Raw genomic sequence first — 17,577 nt, 5'->3', positions numbered from 1 at the left:
TATGTCGGGAGGCGGCGACGGCGGTCGCCGCTCGCAATCCTGTGATTATCCGGATGCGGCGGGGGATGCCAAGCCGCGTGCAGGGTCCAGCCCGGTTTCCAGGCCATGCCCGGCCCGCGCCAGGTAGCGCCCAGGCGGCAGCCCGAAGTGACGGCGGAACACGGTGACGAACGCGCTGGCGCTGCTGAAGCCCAGTGCGTGGGCGATGTCGGCCACGCTGCGGCCCTCGGTCAGCTGGCGCAACGCCTCGGACAGGCGGGCCTGTTGCCGCCACTGGGCGAAGCTGAGCGTGGTCTCGTCGCGGAAGTGACGGGTCAGGCTGCGCGGCGACAGGCCGGCCCAGTGGGCCCATTCGGCCAGGCTGCGCTCGTCGGACGGGTCGGCCAGCAGCTGCGAGGCGATCTTCAGCAGGCGCCGGTCGTGGGGCATCGGCAGATGCATGCGCTGACGCGGCGCGGTGCGGATCTCGTCCAGCAGCACCTCGATGATGTGCTGGCGCTCGGGCGTGGTGTCATAGCCCAGCGGCCATTCGCAGATGCGCTCGGCCAGCGCCTGCGCCAGCTTGGACAGGCCCAGCACGCAGGGGTCGGCGGGCAGGGTGGCACAGGCGGGTGCGGCCAGCGCCATGCCCCAGCCACGCAGCGGCCCGTCGAGGGTGACCGTGTGCGGCTCCAGAGGCGGCATCCAGCCGGCCGAACCCGGCGCCAACGACCAGGTGCCGTGCGAGGTGCGGGTGGTCAGCAGGCCACGCTCCACGTAGATCAGTTGCGCGCGCTGGTGATGGTGCCAGTCCACCTCACGGACCAGTCCCTGCGGGCTGTCGAAGCGGTAGGCGACCACCGATGGGCCGTCGTTGCGCTCGAACCAGTCCAGCGCGTCGTCGCGCAGCAGGCGCTTGGGAGGGGGGATTTCTGCCTTGTTCATCATATCCGCTGGCTGAAATGTGTCATCCATTGGCTGAATTGTACTACCGGGCCAGCTGACCAGGTCATTAAGGTAGGCGCCTTCACCGATCCAGCCCATTGCTGCAACACAGCATTCGATGCCAGATCGAATATTTCCATTGAGAAATATTTTTTTTGGAAGAGAATGCTCCCCCATGATCTGTCCTGCAACCACTCCCCCCAGCTTCGGCCTGCTGCTGCGCCAGGTGCGCGACGGGCTGGTCCGCCAACTCGACGCGTCCATGGCGGAAGAAGACCTGGGCATCGGCTTCACCCACTACATCGGGTTGAAGGTGCTTTCCAACATGGCGCCGTGCACCGCCAACGAACTGGCCCAGGCCATCGACCAGGTGCCCAGCGCCGTGACCCGGCTGCTGGACAAGCTGGAGGCACTGGGCTGCGTCCGTCGCCAACCGCATGCCCAGGACCGTCGTGCGCTGCAGATCGTGCTGACCGATGAAGGCCGCGCGTTGTGGGCGCGGCTGAAGCTGCGCGGCGACGCGGTGATGGATTACGCCCTGCGTGATCTCTCAACCGACGAGCGCACGCTGCTGCTGTCCCTCCTTACCCGAATCCGCGATTCCTTGACGACCCCATGAACCCGATCCCGCATTTCACTTTCCGCCGGTCCGGGCGCACGCTGCTGGTGTCAGCGCTGGCCCTGGCCCTGGCCGCCTGTGCCAGCAGTCGTGGCCTCAATCCGCAGGGCCACGTGCTGGATGTGGACAGCCTGCACAGCGAACGCACCCTGGCCGACACCGACCTGAGCGCCACCGGCTTCCCGGCGCAGGACTGGTGGAAGGCGCTGGGCGATGCGCAGCTGGACGCGCTGGTCGCCGAGGGCCTGGCTGGCCACCCGAGCCTGGACGCCGCCGACGCGCGCCTGCGCCAGGCCCAGGCCCAGGTCGGCACTGCGCGTGCCGACGAACTGCCGAGCCTGTCGGTGTCTGGTGGCTACACCGGCCTGCGCCTGCCTGAGTCGATGGCAGGCAGCGAGATCGGTGGCCATTACGCCGGCAGCAGCCAGGTCGCCTTCGACTTCAGCTACGGCGTGGACCTGTGGGGCGGCAAGCGCGCCGCCTGGGAAGCCGCCGTGGACGGTGCGCACGCCGCCACCGTTGAAGCGCAGGCCGCCCGCCTGAACCTGTCCACTGGCATCACCCAGGCCTATGCCGACCTGGCCTACGCGTGGCAGCTCAACGACGTGGCCGAGGAAGAGCTGAGCCGTTCGCAGAAGTCACTTGAGCTGACCCGCCAGCGCCGCCGCGCCGGCATCGACAGTGATCTGCAGGTGCGCCAGGCCGAGGCCCGCGTGCCGGCCGCACAGCAGCAGGTGCAGGCCGCACAGCAGCGCATCGACGCCGCCCGCACCGCACTGGCCGCGCTGGTCGGCAAGGGCCCGGACCGTGGCCTGTCGATCCAGCGCCCGCAGCCGTTGAACCCGGTGGCACTGCAGCTGCCGGGCGTGCTGCCCAGCGAACTGCTTGGCCGCCGCCCCGACATCGTGGCCGCACGCTGGCGCGTTGAAGCAGCCGACAAGCAGATCAAGGTTGCCAAGACCAAGTTCTACCCGAGCTTCAACCTGACCGCGCTGGCCGGCGTGGTCGCCCCGAATGTGGGCGACCTGCTGAAGAGCAGTTCCACCTTCGCCTACATCGGCCCGGCGCTGAGCCTGCCGATCTTCGAAGGCGGCAAGCTGCGCGCCAACCTGGCCAATACCGATGCGCAGTACGACCTGGCGGTGGCCAACTACAACCAGACCGTGCTCGATGCGCTGCGTGATGTGGCCGACCAGGTCAACGCGGTGCGCTCGCTGGCACAGCAGGCGCAGTCGCAGCAGCAGGCGGTGGACACCGCACGCGCTGCCTTCGACCTGGCCCAGCAGCGCTACCGCGCCGGCATCGGCAGCTACCTGGACGTGCTGACCGCGCAGTCCACGCTGTTGCAGTCGCAGCAGCAGCTGGCCGGCCTGCAGTCGCAGCAGGTGCAGACCTCGGTGCGCCTGAGCAAGGCGCTGGGCGGTGGTTTTCAGCCCGCTGACGCCGACCGCGCACCGATCGCCTCCCATTCCGATTCCTCGCATTCCTGAAGACTTCCGCCATGAGCCAGACCCAAGACACCGCGGCCCCGGCCGCCCCCAACCGCCGCGGCAACCTGCTGCGCGGCCTGTTCGTGATCGTCGTGCTGCTGCTTGCCGCACTGGCGCTGTGGTACTTCATGTTCGGCCGTTGGTTCGAAGAGACCGACGACGCCTACGTGCAGGGCAACCAGGTACAGATCACCCCGCTGGTGGCCGGTACCGTGGTCGCCATCAACGCCGATGACGGCATGCGCGTGGAGCGCGGCCAGCTGCTGGTGCAGCTGGACCCGTCCGACACGTCGGTGGCACTGCAGCAGGCCGAAGCCAACCTGGCCAAGACCGTGCGCCAGACCCGTGGCCTGTACCGCAGCGTGGAAGGTGCGCAGGCGGACCTGAACGCGCGCCAGGTGACCCTGAAGCGCGTGCGCGAAGATTTCGCTCGCCGCAAGGATCTGGCCGCCACCGGCGCCATTTCCAATGAAGAACTGGCCCATGCCCGTGACGAGCTGGCCGCTGCCGAAGCGGCCGTGGCCGGTTCGCGCGAGACCGTCGAGCGCAACCGCGCGCTGGTCGACGACACAGTGATCGCCACCCAGCCGGACGTGCAGGCCGCCGCCGCACAGCTGCGCCAGGCCTTCCTCAACAACGCCCGCGCCGGCATCGTCGCGCCGGTCTCCGGCTACGTCGCCCGTCGTTCGGTGCAGGTCGGCCAGCGCGTGCAGCCGGGCAACGCCCTGATGGCCGTGGTGCCGACCGAGCAGATGTGGGTCGAGGCCAACTTCAAGGAAACCCAGCTGCGCCACATGCGCCTGGGCCAGGAAGTGGAACTGAAGTCGGACCTGTACGCCGGTGATGTGAAGTACAAGGGCCGCATCCAGAGCCTTGGCCTGGGCACCGGCTCGGCGTTCTCGCTGCTGCCGGCGCAGAACGCCAGCGGCAACTGGATCAAGATCGTGCAGCGCGTGCCGGTGCGCATCGCCATCGATGCCAAGCAGCTGGCCGAACACCCGCTGCGCATCGGCCTGTCGATGAAGGCTGAAGTGAGCCTGCGCGACCAGAAGGGCGAAGTGCTGCCGAGCACTCCGGCCAAGGGCACGGTGTTCGACACCGACGTGTATGCCAAGCAGCTGCATGATGCCGACGAGGTGATCCACACGATCATCCAGGGCAACCTGCCGCAGCAGCAGGCGAAGGTGGGCTGAGGTCGCCATGTCCGCACAAGCTCCAGCCGCGCCCGGCGCTCCGGGCGCACCGGCGGCGCCAGGTGCGGCCTCCGGGTTCCTGCCGCCCAGCGTCGCACTGTGCACTGTCGGCCTGGCGATGGCCTCGTTCATGCAGGTGCTCGACACCACCATCGCCAACGTCTCGCTGCCGACCATCGCGGGCAATCTCGGCGCCAGTTCGCAGCAGGCGACCTGGGTCATCACCTCGTTCGCGGTCAGCACGGCCATCGCGCTGCCGCTGACCGGCTGGCTCAGCCGCCGCTTCGGCGAACGCAAGCTGTTCGTCTGGGCCACGCTGGCCTTCGTCATCACCTCGCTGCTGTGCGGCCTGGCGCAGAGCATGGGCATGTTGGTCGTGTCGCGTGCACTGCAGGGCTTCGTGGCCGGCCCGATGTACCCGATCACGCAGTCGCTGCTGGTTTCGATCTACCCGCGCGAGAAACGCGGGCAGGCATTGGCGCTGCTGGCGATGATCACGGTGGTTGCGCCGATCTGCGGGCCGATCCTCGGTGGCTGGATCACCGACAACTACAGCTGGGAATGGATCTTCCTGATCAACGTGCCGCTGGGCATCTTCGCTGCGCTGGTGGTGGGCAACCAGCTGAAGGGGCGGCCGGAGCAGATCGAGAAGCCGAAGATGGACTACGTCGGCCTGATCACCCTCGTGATCGGCGTCGGTGCGCTGCAGCTGGTGCTCGACCTGGGCAACGACGAGGACTGGTTCGCGTCGATGAAGATCGTGGTGCTGGCCTGCGTGGCCGTGGTGACGCTGACGGTGTTCCTGATCTGGGAGCTGACCGACAAGGATCCGATTGTCGACCTGAAGCTGTTCCGGCACCGCAACTTCCGCGCCGGCACGCTGGCGATGGTGGTGGCCTACGCGGCGTTCTTCAGCGTGGCGCTGCTGATCCCGCAGTGGCTGCAGCGTGACATGGGCTACACCGCGATCTGGGCGGGCCTGGCAACGGCGCCAATCGGCATCCTGCCGGTGATCATGACCCCGTTCGTGGGCAAGTATGCATCGCGCTTCGACATGCGCATGCTGGCCACGATCGCCTTCATCGTGCTGTCGATGACCAGTTTCCTGCGCTCGAACTTCAACCTGCAGGTGGACTACATGCACGTGGCCGGCGTACAGCTGATCATGGGCATCGGCGTCGCGCTGTTCTTCATGCCGGTGCTGCAGATCCTGCTGTCGGACCTGGATGGGCGCGAGATCGCGGCGGGCTCCGGCCTGGCCACGTTCCTGCGTACGCTGGGCGGCAGCTTCGCGGCGTCGCTGACGACGTGGCTGTGGGCGCGGCGCACCCAGGTGCACCATGCCGACCTGACCGAGCATATCTCGGCCTATCAGCCGGGCATGCAGGACCAGGTCACGGCGATGGGGCAGGGCGACCTGCAGCACGGCGCAGCGGTACTGAACAACATGATCAACCACCAGGCATCGCAGATGGGCTTCAACGACATCTTCTTCCTGCTGGGCTGGATCTTCCTGGCGATCATTACGTTCCTGTGGCTGGCCAAGCCGCCATTCGGCGCAGGTGCGGGTGCGGCCGCCGGTGGTGGGCACTGAAAACTCCCTGGAAACACGTGCTGTATTTTGACCCCGCCGCAAGGCGGGGTTTTTGTTTGTGCAACGTGGGTCGCACGGGCCCTGCCGTTGGGGGAGTGCAGCGGCGCAGGTTCAGCGCGTGCGATAGACGCGCTTGAACACCACCCGATCACGGAACAATCGGGAAATGGCCCACATTCCCGCCACAAGTACGGCGCCGCACGTGATCCAGCCGGCAGTGGCCTGCAATCGGCTGCCGACCAGTGCGCCGCAGATGATGGCGGCGACAAAGACGAACATTACGGCCTCCTTCGATGCGCCGTAGTGGACCTCGGCCTGGCATCCCACGCATACGCGTACGCCGTGGTTCGAGCCGGTGTGGCAGTGAGGGCAGATGATGCTGCGCTGCATTGGGGCGTCCTTTGGGGAAAGGGGGGGCGCTGGTCCGGTCGTGTCGATAGACCTGCAACCGGCTCCGGTAAATCTGCCTCCCACCGAAAAGGAATCGGGTGGATCTCGACTAGGAAAAGTACGAATTGAACGGGGAACGTGAAATGCGCCCCAAAAGGGGGGCGTTCAAGGTCTGGTGACGGCGCGCCGGGAGGAGGTATACACCCGCAGGCGACGCCCGGGTGGTGCGAGATACGACAGTCCGAGTGGCGGTTGCGATGCCACGCTCGCCAGGCCCCGGAAACGAAAAAACCCGCTTTCGCGGGTTTGATCATCTTGAGTCGTGGTGCCCAGGAGAGGACTCGAACCTCCACGGTTTTACCCGCTAGTACCTGAAACTAGTGCGTCTACCAATTCCGCCACCTGGGCGACTCAGGAGATGAATTGTGCGGGACGGCAGAGGATGTGTCAACAACATTTCACAGCTTTTTCTGTGGCTGTACGCCCAGGTGAAGCAGCAGGCTGCGCATTGCCGATGACAACTGCGCCCACTCGGCAAAACAGGCGCACAGGCGACGCTGTGCCCACGCATCGGCGAGCGGTACGGCGACGGTATGCGTGCTGCGCCGGTGCTGGCGGGCGATGGTCCGCGGCACGATGCCGATACCAATGTCGTGGCCGACCATGATGCACACCCCTTCGAAGGTCTTCATGCGGATGCGCACGTCCAGGCGCCGCCCGATGTCGCGCGCCTGGTCTTCGATGTAGGCCTGCAGTGCATTGCCGTCGGCCAGCGCGACGAAGGTCTCGCCGGCAACATCGGCGAAGGCCAGGCTGCGCCGCGATGCGAGGCGATGGTCTGCGGGCAGCAGCATCACCAGTGGATCTTCGGCGACCACGTGCTGCTGCAGGCCGGCAGCGTCGACCGCATCACTGATGATGCCGGCCTCGGCCTGGCCAGCGTTGATCGCACGCACTACTTCGGGGCTGGTGCGCTCCAGCAGTTCCACGTGCAGGCGCGGGCGTTCGGCCAGCCACGGTGCCAGCCGCGAAGGCAGGTAGTTGGTCAGTGCTGCGGTGTTGGCATACAGATGCAGTGTGCCGCGCGCGCCGTGCGCGAACGCCTGCAGTTCACCGCGCAGCTGCGCCTGCTGCTGCAGGATCAATCGTGCATGGTGGGCGAGGGCGGCGCCGGCTTCGGTCAGACTGACGCCGCGGGGGTGCCGGTTCAACAACGCGGTGCCGGCATCGGCTTCGATCGTGCGCAGGCGTTCGCTGGCCGACGCCAGTGCCAGGTTTGCCTGCGCTGCGCCGGCCGTGATGCTGCCCGCCTCGGCAATCGCCAGGAACAGGCGCAGGTCGGCGATATCCATCCGCATGTGATGCCCTCATCGCAACGGCTGCGCCTTCGGATCAGCCGAAGGCAAGGCCGGAAACACCGCATTGTGCGCCGAGCGGCCGGCCGATCCAATGAAGCCATGAATGAATCGATGTACTTCTACGTGCTGCTGGTGGTGGTGTTCGTGCTGGCCGGTGTGGTCAAGGGCGTGACCGGCATGGGGTTGCCGACGGTGGCGATGGGGCTGCTGGGCAGCACGCTGTCGCCGGTGTCGGCGGCGTCGATGCTGTTCATTCCCACCTTCGTCACCAATGCGTGGCAGCTGTTGTCCGGGCCGTCACTGGACCGCATCGTGCGGCGCCTGTGGCCGATGATGCTGGCCGTGGTGGTGGTGACGCTGGGCTCGGCGGCGCTGCTGGTGCGGGTCGATCGCACTTGGTCGCGCGTTGCGCTGGGCGTGGCATTGGTGGTCTATGCCGCCTATGCGTTGCTTGCGCCGGTGTTCCGCGTGCAGCAGCGGCGCGAGCGTTGGCTGGGGCCGCTGGTGGGGGCGTTGTCGGGCGTGGTGACCGGCGCCACCGGCGTGTTCGTGATGCCGGCGGTGCCATACCTGCAGTCGCTGGGGTTGCAGCGCGAGGAGCTGGTGCAGGCGCTGGGGCTGGCGTTCACGGTGTCAACGATTTCGCTGACCGCCGGCCTGGTGCTGCACGGCGCATTCGGCATCCAGCAGCTGGGGCTGAGTGCGCTGGCGGTGCTGCCGGCATTGCTGGGCATGTGGCTGGGGCAGGTGATCCGGCAGCGCATCAGTGCGCGGGTGTTCCGGGGCTGCTTCCTGGGTTTCCTGCTGTTGCTCGGGCTGGAGCTGGTGCTGCGGCCGCTGCTCTGATGCCGGATTCCGGGCATGAAAAAACCCGCTCTCGCGGGTTTTTCTCATTCTCGACGTGGTGCCCAGGAGAGGACTCGAACCTCCACGGTTTTACCCGCTAGTACCTGAAACTAGTGCGTCTACCAATTCCGCCACCTGGGCGTCGAGGAGCGAGATTATGGGGCGTTGTTATGGGGGTGTCAACACTTTTTCTGGATCCGGTGTCGGACCCCGTTTCGCGTGCGGAGCGGGCTCTGACTCCATCTCAATCGCTTGGGTCGGAGCCCTTTCCTTCGGAAAGGAATTCGGCCCCGCTGCTGGATTGCAGGCAAAAAAAATCCCCGCCGAAGCGAGGAGTTTTTTCGTTGGTGCCCAGGAGAGGACTCGAACCTCCACGGTTTTACCCGCTAGTACCTGAAACTAGTGCGTCTACCAATTCCGCCACCTGGGCGTTCCAGAGGCGCAATTGTGAAGATGAATCTGCAGGCTGTCAACGACTTCCTGAATATTTTTCACGCAAGGCCTTCAAGACGGCCACTGACCCGTTCTGCACGCCGTCAACGGCTACCATGTAGGGCGATGACTACCAAAAAACCAAGCAAGGGCGGGAGCACCTCCCGCGGCCAGGCCCCGAAGAAGGGCGCCAAGGCGGGCACGGCCCGCACCACCAAGCCGGGCAAGCCGTTGCCGGGCTGGTTCCCCGAATTGAATGAAGGCGGCGCACCGCCGCGTGGCCGCAAGGTCCGCAGCAGCGACGCACCGGGCCCGGCGCCGGGCCGCAAGTTGCCGCCGACCGGCAAGGTGATCGACGATCCCTATGCCGCCCGCGAAGCCGAGAAGTACGAACAGCCCATCGCCAGCCGCGAAGCCATCCTGGCCCTGCTGGAGCGTTGCGAAGGGCCGCAGACGGCAGAGGAACTGGGCGCACGCTTGGGCCTGACCGCACCGGACCGGGCCGAGGCGCTGTCGCGCCGGCTCGGTGCCATGGTCCGTGATGGCCAGCTGGTGCAGAACCGCCGTGGCGGTTTCGCCCCGATCCAGACCCTGAACCTGGTCACCGGCGTGGTGATCGCCAACCCGGAAGGATTTGGCTTCCTGCGCCCGGTCGAGGGTGGCGACGACCTGTTCCTGCCACCGTATGAAATGCGCAAGGTCATGCATGGTGACAAGGTGCTGGCCCGTGTGACCGGCATCGACCACCGTGGCCGCCGCGAGGGCAGCATCGCCCGCGTGCTTGAGCGCGGCATGACCCGCCTGATCGGCCGTTTCAGTGTCGAGATGGGCATCAACTACGTGGTGCCCGATGACAAGCGCGTGCAGCGCAACGTACAGGTGCCGCCGGACCAGACCGGTGGTGCGCGCGACGGCCAGCTGGTGGTCTGCGAACTGACCCAGGCGCCGGATAGCCGCCGTCCGCCGATCGGCCGCATCATTGCCGTGCTCGGCGACAAGCTGACCGCCTCGCTGGTGGTGGAGACCGCCATCCACGGCCATGAACTGCCGTTCGAATTCCCGCAGGAAGTGCTGGATGAAGCGGCCTCGGTGCCGCTGGTGGTCGAACCGGCGATGATCGGCGACCGTGTCGATCTGCGCAGCATGCCGCTGGTCACCATCGACGGTGAAGATGCCAAGGACTTCGACGACGCGGTGTACTGCGAGCCGAACGTCGATGGCTTCCGGCTGGTGGTGGCGATTGCCGATGTCTCCAACTACGTCCGGCCCGGCACGCCACTGGACGAAGAAGCGCAGAAGCGCGCCACCTCGGTGTACTTCCCGGGCTTCGTGGTGCCGATGCTGCCGGAGACGCTGTCCAACGGCATCTGTTCGCTGATGCCGAAGGTCGACCGCATGTGCTTCGTCTGCGACATGCAGATCGACCGCGACGGCCTGGTCACGCATTCGCGCTTCTACGAAGCGGTGATGAACTCGCATGCGCGCCTGACCTACACCCAGGTGTGGAAGGCGGTGGGCGAGGACGATGCCGATACCAAGGCCTGGATGGGTGACCTGCTGCCGCAGGTGCAGCGCCTGCACCAGCTGTACAAGGTCCTGTCCAAGGCGCGTGCCAAGCGTGGCGCCATCGAGTTCGAGAGCAGCGAAGTGCGCTTCGTGCTGGACAACCGCGGTGAAGTGACCCAGGCCGGCATGCTGGTGCGCAACGACGCGCACAAGCTGATCGAGGAATGCATGATCGCGGCCAATGTGGAGGCGGCGAAGTACCTGCTGTCGCGCCATGTGCCGGCCCCGTACCGCATCCACGAGAAGCCGCCGGAAACCAAGTACGCCGACCTGCTCGAATTCCTCAAGGAGTTCAAGCTGAGCCTGCCGCCGTGGTCGAAGGTGCGCCCGGGCGATTACACCAAGCTGCTGAAGAAGATCCGCGACCGCCCCGATGCCACGCTGCTGGAATCGGTGCTGCTGCGCAGCCAGAGCCTGGCGATCTACAGCCCGGAAAACCACGGTCATTTCGGCCTGGCACTGGAGGCGTACGCGCACTTCACCTCGCCGATCCGCCGTTACCCCGACCTGCTGGTACACCGCGCGATCAAGCACGCGTTGTCCGGCAAGCCGCTGGACAAGTTCACCTACAACGCGCGCGAAATGGCTGCGCTGGCGCTGCAGTGTTCCGAGCGTGAGCGCCGTGCCGACGAGGCCGAGCGCGAGGTCGACGAGCGTTACCGCGCGGCGTGGATGGAAAAGCACGTGGGCGGCCAGTTCGACGGCGTGATCAGCGGCGTGACCAGCTTCGGCCTGTTCGTCGAGCTGGATGAGTCGAAGGTGCAGGGCCTGGTGCACGTGACCCAGCTGCCGCAGGACTATTACAAGTTCGACGCGACCCGCAAGACGTTGACCGGCGAGCGCCGCGGCGGCAGCTACCGGTTGGGCGACCGCGTGCGCATCCTGGTGCTGAAGGCCAGCATGGAAGAGCGCAAGATCGACTTCCGCCTGGTCGAGCACAAGGGTGAGGACGAGGGCGATGGCCTGCCGCCGCTGCCGGAGCGTGGCAAGCCGGCCAAGCGTACGAAAAAGCAGTATTGAGAGACGTGCCGACCAACGGTCGGCACCCCACGTTACCTGGTAGGTGCCAACCGTTGGTTGGCACGACGCTTTGGAGGAACGCACCATGCAGGGCCAACCCGAATACAGCGGCGGCTGCCAGTGCGGCGCGATCCGCTTCCAGGCCCGTGGCGAGCTGACCCACAGCTCGATCTGCCACTGCCGCATGTGCCAGAAGGCCTTTGGTGCGTACTACGCGCCCTTGGTGTCGGTGCGGGGCGTGCAGTTCAGCTGGACCCGCGGCCAGCCGCGCTATTTCCAGTCCTCCAACGTGGTGCGGCGCGGGTTCTGCGCCGACTGCGGCACGCCGTTGACCTACGAAGCGCCCGATGGCGTGGCGGTGGCTGCCGGTGCGTTTGACGAACCCGAACGCCTGCCGCCGACGATCCAGTACGGAGTGGAGCGCAAGCTGCCCTTCGTCGACAGCCTGGCCAGCCTGCCGGCGCGACGTACCGAGGAAGACATCGCCGCGCTGGATTTCCTGGCCAAGATCGTGTCCCACCAGCACCCCGACCACGACACCCCGCACTGGCCGCCGCGCAGCCGTTCAGCCGGGGGATGAACGGCCGGTAGCGCCGGGCCATGCCCGGCGAGCGCGAAGCGCGGCCGCCGCCGATGCTCTACCATAGCCACCCCCTTTCCGGTCCCCGCCCGCATGAGCAAGAACAGCCAGTGGATTGTCGGCGTCAACGCCGTCGCCTCCTCCATCGAGAACGACGCCGAGAACGTCCGCGAAGTGCTGGTCGAGGCCGGTGCGAAGAACCCGCGCCTGACCGAGATCGAGGAAAACGCCCGCCGCAAGGGCATCGACGTGCGCAAGGTGAACAGCCAGGCGCTGGACGGTGTCGGCGGTTCGGTACGCCACCAGGGCGTGGCCGCGCGCTATGCCGCCGCCCGCACTTACAGCGAGAACGAGCTGGAAGGCCTGGTCACCGCAGCCGAGGGCAAGGCCCTGCTGCTGGTGCTGGACGAAGTGCAGGACCCGCACAACCTTGGCGCCTGCCTGCGCTCGGCCGCTGCGGCCGGTGCAACCGCAGTGATCATCCCCAAGGACAAGTCGGCCACGGTGAACGCGACCGTACGCAAGACTTCGGCCGGTGCCGCCGATCTGATCCCGGTGGTGGCGGTGACCAACCTGTCGCGCTGCCTGAAGGACCTGCAGAGGCAGGGCGTGTGGATCTATGGCCTGGCCGGCGAAGCCACCGCTTCGCTGTACCAGCTGGACCTGAAGGGCAACATCGCCCTGGTGCTGGGGGGCGAGGCCGATGGCCTGCGCCGCCTGACCCGCGAGAACTGCGATGGCCTGGTCAAGATCCCGATGCCGGGTGAGATCGAGAGCCTGAATGTCTCCGTCGCCGCCGGCGTCAGCCTGTTCGAGGCCGTGCGCCAGCGCGTCTGATCTGTAGAGCCGAGCCCACGCTCGGCGATCGCATACCCGATCAAGGAAGCAGCCGAGCATGGGCTCGGCTCCACAGTAGCCGCTACCCCGCGCTGCCGCCCAGCGCCTTGAACAGGGTCACATCGTTGTTCAGCTGGCCCTGCCGCGCGCGCGCCAGTGACAGCTCGGCATCGCGCCGGGTCTGCTGCGCTTCCAGCCAGGTGCGCAGGTCGGTCGCGCCCACGCGGTAACGCACTTCCTGCGCGCGTTCCACTTCCACCGCTTCGTCATACGACGCCTGCGAGGCCGCCACCTGCCGCGCCAGCTGCTCGCGTGCCGACAGCGCGTTGTCCACTTCCGAGAGCGCGGTGTACAGCGTCTTGCGGAAGTTGGCCGCGGCGATCTGGTAGGCGGTGCCGGCGATGTCGGTATCCAGCTGCGTGCGCTGCAGGTTGAGGAACGGCAGTGACAGGCCCGCGCCCAGCGTGGCCACCGGATTGCGCAGCACATTGCCTAGCGAGGTGGCGCTGGAACCGAGGCTGCCGGTCAGGCTCAACGCCGGGTAATACTGGGTTGCCGTGACCTTGATCGTCTTCAGGCTGTTGCGCAGGCGCAGCTCGGCCGCGCGCAGGTCGGGACGGCGGCCCAGCAGGTCGGCCGGCAACCCCTCGACGATGTCCGGGCTGCGTGCGCCCAGCAGGTCCTGCGGTTCGTCCTGCTGCGGCCAGGGCGTGCCATCCAGCAGTACGGTCAGTGCATTGCGCACTTCCACCCGCTGCTGTTCCAGCGCGCTCTGCGCCGAGCGCTGCGACTGCAGGTTCTGCAGCGCCTGGCGCACTTCCAGGCGCGATACCGCGCCGGCGTCGAAGCGGGCCTGCACCAGTTCGCGGGTAAGTTCCAACCGCTCCAGGTTGGCCTGGCCGGTGGCGATGGACTGGTTGAGATAGGCCAGGTTCCAGTACTGGGTGATGGTGTCGCCGATCACCAGCAGCGCGGTGTTCTGCCGGTCTTCCTCGCTGGCTTCGGCTTCCCAGCGGGCGATGTCGCGCTGGGTGCGCAGGCGCCCCCACAGGTCCACTTCCCAGCCCAGCGAGACGCCGGTGGAATAGCTGCGGCGCCAGTCATCGGCCTGGTCGGTGGCGCGGCTGGCACTGCCGCTGACGCCCGATGACGAAGGCTGCGGCCACAGCGCATTGCTGGCCAGGCCGGCCTGCAGGCGTGAACGCTGCACGGCCAGGCCGGCGGCGGCCAGATCGCTGTTGGCGGCCAGCGCCTGCGCCACCAGACGGTCGAGGCGTTCATCGCCGAAGCCGGTCCACCAGGTGTCCTGCCGGATGTCGCGGCCGGGTGTATCCAGGCTGCTGCGCGGGCCGTCGGCCGGTGCATTGAGGGTGGCATCGCCACGCCCATACTGCGCCGCCACGGCCGGGTCATGCACCGGATAGCGGCCGACGGAGGCGCAGCCGGACAGGGCGAGTACAACCGCACCGGCCGGCAGCAGGTGCCGGGGAGCGGGGAAGGGCAGTCGGATCATCTTCTTCATTCGCGGGCCAGGGCCTCCACCGGATCGAGTTGCGCGGCGTTGCGTGCGGGCAGGAAGCCGAACGCCACGCCGATCAAGGTCGAGCAGGCAAACGCGGCAACGATCGAGGCGGTGGAGAACAGCACCTGGAAATCGCTGGCGAAGCGGCCGATCATCGAGCCCAGCAGCAGCGCCAGGCCGATGCCGAGCACGCCGCCGAGCAGGCACACCAGCACCGCCTCGATCAGGAACTGCTGGCGGATATCACTCTGCCGTGCACCCACCGCCATGCGCACACCGATCTCACGGGTGCGCTCGGTCACCGACACCAGCATGATGTTCATCACGCCGATGCCACCGACCAGCAGTGCGATGGCGGCGATGGCACCGATCAGCAGGGTCATCGTGCGCGTGGTCTGCTCGATGGTCTGGCGGATCTCCGCGCTGTTGCTGAGGAAGAAGTCCTCGGTGCCATGGCGCAGGGTCAGCAGGCGGGTGATTGCTTCCTGCGCCGCATCCATCGGTGTGTCGTCGTCCACGCGTACGGTGATGCTGGAGACATGGCTCTGGCCGAGCATGCGCGACATCACCGTGGTGTACGGCACCCACACGCTGAGGCTGGTACTGCCACCGAAGCCGAAACTCTGGCGCTTGGCCACGCCGACCACGCGTGCCGGCACGTTGCCGAGCAGGATCACCTGTCCGACCGGGTCGACATCGGGGAAGAACTGGGCCTGGGTGTTCTCGTCGATCACCGCCATCTGGCCCAGGCCCTTGACTGCATCGGCATCGAAGAAGCTGCCGCTGAGCAGAGTCACGCCCTTGACCCGGAAGAACTGCTCGCCGACGCCGCTGACCTGGGCGGTCGACGACTGGTTGCGATAACGCGCGGTGACCGAGGTCGATACGCTGGGGGTGGCGCTGTCCACGTAGCTCTGCTTTGCCAGTGCATCGGCATCGCTGGCCTTGAGCGTCTGCACCCGGGCCGAGCGCATGTCGCCGAAACCACGGCCGGGATAGACGTCGATGGTGTTGGTGCCGAGCGCGCTGATGTTCTGCAGGATCTGCTGCTGCGAGCCGTTGCCCAGCGCCACCACCGACACTACCGAGGCGATGCCGATGATGATGCCGAGCATGGTCAGGAAGGTCCGCAGCCGATGGGCGTTCATCGCCAGCAGCGCCATGCGGAACGCTTCGGAGAAGCGGTCTCGGGCCGCCCGCCAGCTGTTGCCGTGGGCGGCCCCGGTACTGGCTTCGCGCTGCGCACGGTAGGCCGGCGCATTCGGGTTGGCGCGGTCGGCGATGATCTCGCCATCGCGGATCTCGATGATGCGCTGTGCGTGCTGGGCCACGCTCATGTCGTGGGTGACGATGATGATGGTGTGGCCTTCGGCATGCAGTTCGCCGAGGATCGCCATCACTTCCTCACCGGATTTCGTATCGAGCGCGCCTGTGGGTTCGTCGGCCAGGATCACCTCGCCGCCGTTCATCAGCGCGCGTGCGATCGACACGCGCTGCTGCTGGCCACCTGACAGCTGGCCGGGCTTGTGATGCATGCGGTCGCCCAGGCCCAGGCGTTGCAGCAGCTGCTCGGCACGCGCATTGCGCACTGCGCCCGGGCTGCCGGCGTACACCGCCGGCACTTCCACATTGCCGCGTGCGTCGAGGTCGCCGAGCAGGTGATAGCGCTGGAAGATGAAACCGAAATATTCGCGGCGCAGTTCGGCCAGTTCGTCCGGCGCCATCTTTCCGGTCTCGCGGCCGGCCACCTGGTAGCTGCCGCGGGTGGGGCGGTCGAGGCAGCCGAGGATGTTCATCAGTGTCGACTTGCCCGAGCCGGACTGGCCGACGATGGCCACCATCTCGCCAGCATGGATGTCGAGATTGACGTCGCGCAGCACGGCGATCACATCATCACCGGCCGGGAACTCGCGTCGCAGGTCGCGCAGGCGCAGCAGCGGCGCCGTCGTGCTCATCGGCGCGGCCCCATGCCCGGGCCGCCGACCCGCATCTGCATGCCGCCTCGGTTCCCGCCACCGGCACCGGCACCGGCGGCGCTGGCTTCGCCGACCACCACGCGCTCGCCTTCCTTCAACCCGGACAGGATCTCGGCGGAGGCGCCATTGTTGATGCCCACCGTGACCTTGCGCGGCTGCGGCTGGCCCTTGTCGTCCAGCACCCGCACCATGCGCTCGTCGCCACGGCGCTTCGGCCCCAGCGCCACCGCCGGCACCATCAGCACGCCCTTGGCCTGCTTGAGCAGTACCGAGACCTGCGCGGTCATGTCGATGCGCAACGTGCCGTCCGGATTCTCCACGTCGAACAGCGCGTTGTAGTAGACCGCGCTGCTGGAACTGGAACTGGACGAACTGCTGGAGCTGGAGGAGCTTTCGTTGGCGATCGAGGCCGGCGCCGGATTGATCTGGCGCAGCGTGGCGTGGTACTTGCGGTCCGGGTCACCCAGCGTGGTGAAGTACACCGGCATGCCGGGCTTGATCTTGATCACGTCGGCCTCGGAGATCTCGGCATTGACGGTGACCACGTCCAGCCGCGCCAGCATCACGATGGTCGGTGCGGTCTGGTTGGCGTTCACGGTGCGGCCTTCCTCCGCCACCACCGCCACCACGGTGCCGTCCATCGGCGCGGTGATGCGGGTGTAGGCCAGGTTGGCGCGGGCGGTGCCCAGTTCTGTTTCGCGGCCCTTGATCTGCGCCTCGTAGGACTGCAGCTGGGCACGGGCGGTCTTCAACTGCGCCTCGGCGGCATCATATTCCTGGCGCGAGGTGGCTTCGGCAGCCAGCATCTGCTGCTGCCGCGCGAATTCCAGTTCGGCCTGGCGCAGGGTGGCCTGCTGCACGGCGCGCTGCGCGGTGACCTGGTCCAGCGAGGCCTGCGCGTTGAGCACCTGGTTCTGCTGGGTGGTGGCATCGATCTCGGCGATCAGGTCGCCTTCCTTCACGGTGTCGCCCAGCTGTACCTTCAGCGACTTGATCTGGCCCGAGGCCTGGGCGCCGACGCTGACCAGCTTGTAGGCGTCGATCACACCGGTGGCCTCCACTGTCTGCTCGATGTCACCACGGCTGACGGGCGCGGTCGCCACCGCCGGGACGGCCGGCTTGCGCAGCAGCCACCAGGCGGCTGCAACGACGGCAAGGGCAAGCAGGGCGACCAGTATCAGGCGACCCCGGCGGGTCGCGGGCAGCAGGCGGAACGTCACGTCGTGGCTT

At 67.1% G+C, this 17,577-nt stretch carries 14 protein-coding genes and 3 tRNA genes; 8 read left to right on the top strand and 9 right to left on the bottom strand.

What is annotated here, in order from left to right:
* Positions 1–45: 45 nt before the first annotated feature.
* Positions 46–927: a helix-turn-helix domain-containing protein gene (locus AC5P8J_RS01755; RefSeq protein ID WP_026346921.1), complete on the bottom strand. Its 882-nt coding sequence runs from the start codon at positions 925–927 to the stop codon at positions 46–48.
* Positions 928–1,099: 172 nt separating this feature from the next.
* Here AC5P8J_RS01755 and emrR point away from each other — a divergent pair, with 172 nt between their 5' ends.
* Genes emrR through emrB form a run of 4 tightly spaced genes read left to right on the top strand, consistent with a single transcriptional unit; the run spans position 1,100 to position 5,820 of the window.
* Complete coding sequence (gene emrR / locus AC5P8J_RS01750) at positions 1,100–1,543, top strand: multidrug efflux system transcriptional regulator EmrR (RefSeq protein ID WP_019659100.1); 444 nt, start codon at positions 1,100–1,102, stop codon at positions 1,541–1,543.
* Entirely contained in the window at positions 1,540–3,033 is a 1,494-nt protein-coding gene (emrC, locus tag AC5P8J_RS01745; protein WP_227854344.1) for a multidrug efflux transporter outer membrane subunit EmrC, read from the top strand. The genes emrR and emrC overlap by 4 nt, the downstream gene beginning before the upstream one ends.
* 11 nt (positions 3,034–3,044) lie before the next feature.
* Positions 3,045–4,226: a multidrug efflux MFS transporter periplasmic adaptor subunit EmrA gene (gene emrA / locus AC5P8J_RS01740; RefSeq protein ID WP_227854345.1), complete on the top strand. Its 1,182-nt coding sequence runs from the start codon at positions 3,045–3,047 to the stop codon at positions 4,224–4,226.
* Positions 4,227–4,233: 7 nt separating this feature from the next.
* A complete protein-coding gene (gene emrB, locus AC5P8J_RS01735; RefSeq protein WP_019659097.1) occupies positions 4,234–5,820 on the top strand; it encodes a multidrug efflux MFS transporter permease subunit EmrB in 1,587 nt (528 codons plus the stop codon).
* Positions 5,821–5,931: 111 nt separating this feature from the next.
* Here emrB and AC5P8J_RS01730 read toward each other — a convergent pair whose 3' ends face one another.
* The 3 genes from AC5P8J_RS01730 to AC5P8J_RS01720 form a co-directional block, all read right to left on the bottom strand.
* Complete coding sequence (locus tag AC5P8J_RS01730; protein WP_019659096.1) at positions 5,932–6,210, bottom strand: hypothetical protein; 279 nt, start codon at positions 6,208–6,210, stop codon at positions 5,932–5,934.
* A gap of 323 nt (positions 6,211–6,533) precedes the next feature.
* Positions 6,534–6,618, bottom strand: a tRNA-Leu gene (locus AC5P8J_RS01725).
* Between the two features lie 50 nt (positions 6,619–6,668).
* Entirely contained in the window at positions 6,669–7,568 is a 900-nt protein-coding gene (locus tag AC5P8J_RS01720) for a LysR family transcriptional regulator (RefSeq protein ID WP_021204128.1), read from the bottom strand.
* 99 nt (positions 7,569–7,667) lie between these two features.
* On the opposite strand from AC5P8J_RS01720, the gene AC5P8J_RS01715 reads away from it, so the two are divergent.
* A complete protein-coding gene (locus AC5P8J_RS01715; RefSeq protein ID WP_087803314.1) occupies positions 7,668–8,414 on the top strand; it encodes a sulfite exporter TauE/SafE family protein in 747 nt (248 codons plus the stop codon).
* A gap of 56 nt (positions 8,415–8,470) precedes the next feature.
* On the opposite strand, the gene AC5P8J_RS01710 is transcribed toward AC5P8J_RS01715, so the two are convergent.
* A tRNA-Leu gene (locus AC5P8J_RS01710) sits at positions 8,471–8,555 on the bottom strand.
* A gap of 204 nt (positions 8,556–8,759) precedes the next feature.
* A tRNA-Leu gene (locus AC5P8J_RS01705) sits at positions 8,760–8,844 on the bottom strand.
* 128 nt (positions 8,845–8,972) lie between these two features.
* On the opposite strand from AC5P8J_RS01705, the gene rnr reads away from it, so the two are divergent.
* From rnr to rlmB, 3 genes are all read left to right on the top strand, one after another.
* Positions 8,973–11,432: a ribonuclease R gene (rnr, locus tag AC5P8J_RS01700; RefSeq protein WP_227854346.1), complete on the top strand. Its 2,460-nt coding sequence runs from the start codon at positions 8,973–8,975 to the stop codon at positions 11,430–11,432.
* A gap of 85 nt (positions 11,433–11,517) precedes the next feature.
* The gene (locus AC5P8J_RS01695) at positions 11,518–12,012 is read left to right on the top strand and encodes a GFA family protein (protein WP_111097784.1); all 495 of its coding nucleotides are present in this window, start codon (positions 11,518–11,520) and stop codon (positions 12,010–12,012) included.
* A gap of 93 nt (positions 12,013–12,105) precedes the next feature.
* A complete protein-coding gene (rlmB, locus tag AC5P8J_RS01690; RefSeq protein ID WP_495216585.1) occupies positions 12,106–12,849 on the top strand; it encodes a 23S rRNA (guanosine(2251)-2'-O)-methyltransferase RlmB in 744 nt (247 codons plus the stop codon).
* 82 nt (positions 12,850–12,931) lie between these two features.
* On the opposite strand, the gene AC5P8J_RS01685 is transcribed toward rlmB, so the two are convergent.
* From AC5P8J_RS01685 to AC5P8J_RS01675, 3 genes are read right to left on the bottom strand one after another with little or no spacing between them, the layout of a single operon-like run.
* Positions 12,932–14,371 (bottom strand): efflux transporter outer membrane subunit, encoded by a 1,440-nt coding sequence (locus AC5P8J_RS01685; RefSeq protein WP_227854347.1) that lies wholly within the window; start codon positions 14,369–14,371, stop codon positions 12,932–12,934.
* The gene (locus AC5P8J_RS01680; RefSeq protein ID WP_227854348.1) at positions 14,368–16,326 is read right to left on the bottom strand and encodes a MacB family efflux pump subunit; all 1,959 of its coding nucleotides are present in this window, start codon (positions 16,324–16,326) and stop codon (positions 14,368–14,370) included. The genes AC5P8J_RS01685 and AC5P8J_RS01680 overlap by 4 nt, the downstream gene beginning before the upstream one ends.
* On the bottom strand, positions 16,323–17,567 hold the full coding sequence (locus AC5P8J_RS01675) for an efflux RND transporter periplasmic adaptor subunit (protein ID WP_478405733.1): 1,245 nt from the start codon (positions 17,565–17,567) through the stop codon (positions 16,323–16,325). Before AC5P8J_RS01675 ends, AC5P8J_RS01680 begins: the two co-directional genes overlap by 4 nt.
* Between the last annotated feature and the right edge of the window lie 10 nt (positions 17,568–17,577).

The organism is Stenotrophomonas sp. YJH_SMC_37 (genome assembly GCF_059370035.1).
This window is presented reverse-complemented; position numbering and strand designations above follow the sequence as displayed.

What these genes read in the sequence shown, in the direction of transcription:
- AC5P8J_RS01755 (WP_026346921.1), bottom strand. Translation starts at nt 927, where the DNA reads ATGATGAACAAGGCAGAAATCCCCCCTCCCAAGCGCCTGCTGCGCGAC.
- emrR (WP_019659100.1), top strand. Translation starts at nt 1,100, where the DNA reads ATGATCTGTCCTGCAACCACTCCCCCCAGCTTCGGCCTGCTGCTGCGC.
- emrC (WP_227854344.1), top strand. Translation starts at nt 1,540, where the DNA reads ATGAACCCGATCCCGCATTTCACTTTCCGCCGGTCCGGGCGCACGCTG.
- emrA (WP_227854345.1), top strand. Translation starts at nt 3,045, where the DNA reads ATGAGCCAGACCCAAGACACCGCGGCCCCGGCCGCCCCCAACCGCCGC.
- emrB (WP_019659097.1), top strand. Translation starts at nt 4,234, where the DNA reads ATGTCCGCACAAGCTCCAGCCGCGCCCGGCGCTCCGGGCGCACCGGCG.
- AC5P8J_RS01730 (WP_019659096.1), bottom strand. Translation starts at nt 6,210, where the DNA reads ATGCAGCGCAGCATCATCTGCCCTCACTGCCACACCGGCTCGAACCAC.
- AC5P8J_RS01720 (WP_021204128.1), bottom strand. Translation starts at nt 7,568, where the DNA reads ATGCGGATGGATATCGCCGACCTGCGCCTGTTCCTGGCGATTGCCGAG.
- AC5P8J_RS01715 (WP_087803314.1), top strand. Translation starts at nt 7,668, where the DNA reads ATGAATGAATCGATGTACTTCTACGTGCTGCTGGTGGTGGTGTTCGTG.
- rnr (WP_227854346.1), top strand. Translation starts at nt 8,973, where the DNA reads ATGACTACCAAAAAACCAAGCAAGGGCGGGAGCACCTCCCGCGGCCAG.
- AC5P8J_RS01695 (WP_111097784.1), top strand. Translation starts at nt 11,518, where the DNA reads ATGCAGGGCCAACCCGAATACAGCGGCGGCTGCCAGTGCGGCGCGATC.
- rlmB (WP_495216585.1), top strand. Translation starts at nt 12,106, where the DNA reads ATGAGCAAGAACAGCCAGTGGATTGTCGGCGTCAACGCCGTCGCCTCC.
- AC5P8J_RS01685 (WP_227854347.1), bottom strand. Translation starts at nt 14,371, where the DNA reads ATGAAGAAGATGATCCGACTGCCCTTCCCCGCTCCCCGGCACCTGCTG.
- AC5P8J_RS01680 (WP_227854348.1), bottom strand. Translation starts at nt 16,326, where the DNA reads ATGAGCACGACGGCGCCGCTGCTGCGCCTGCGCGACCTGCGACGCGAG.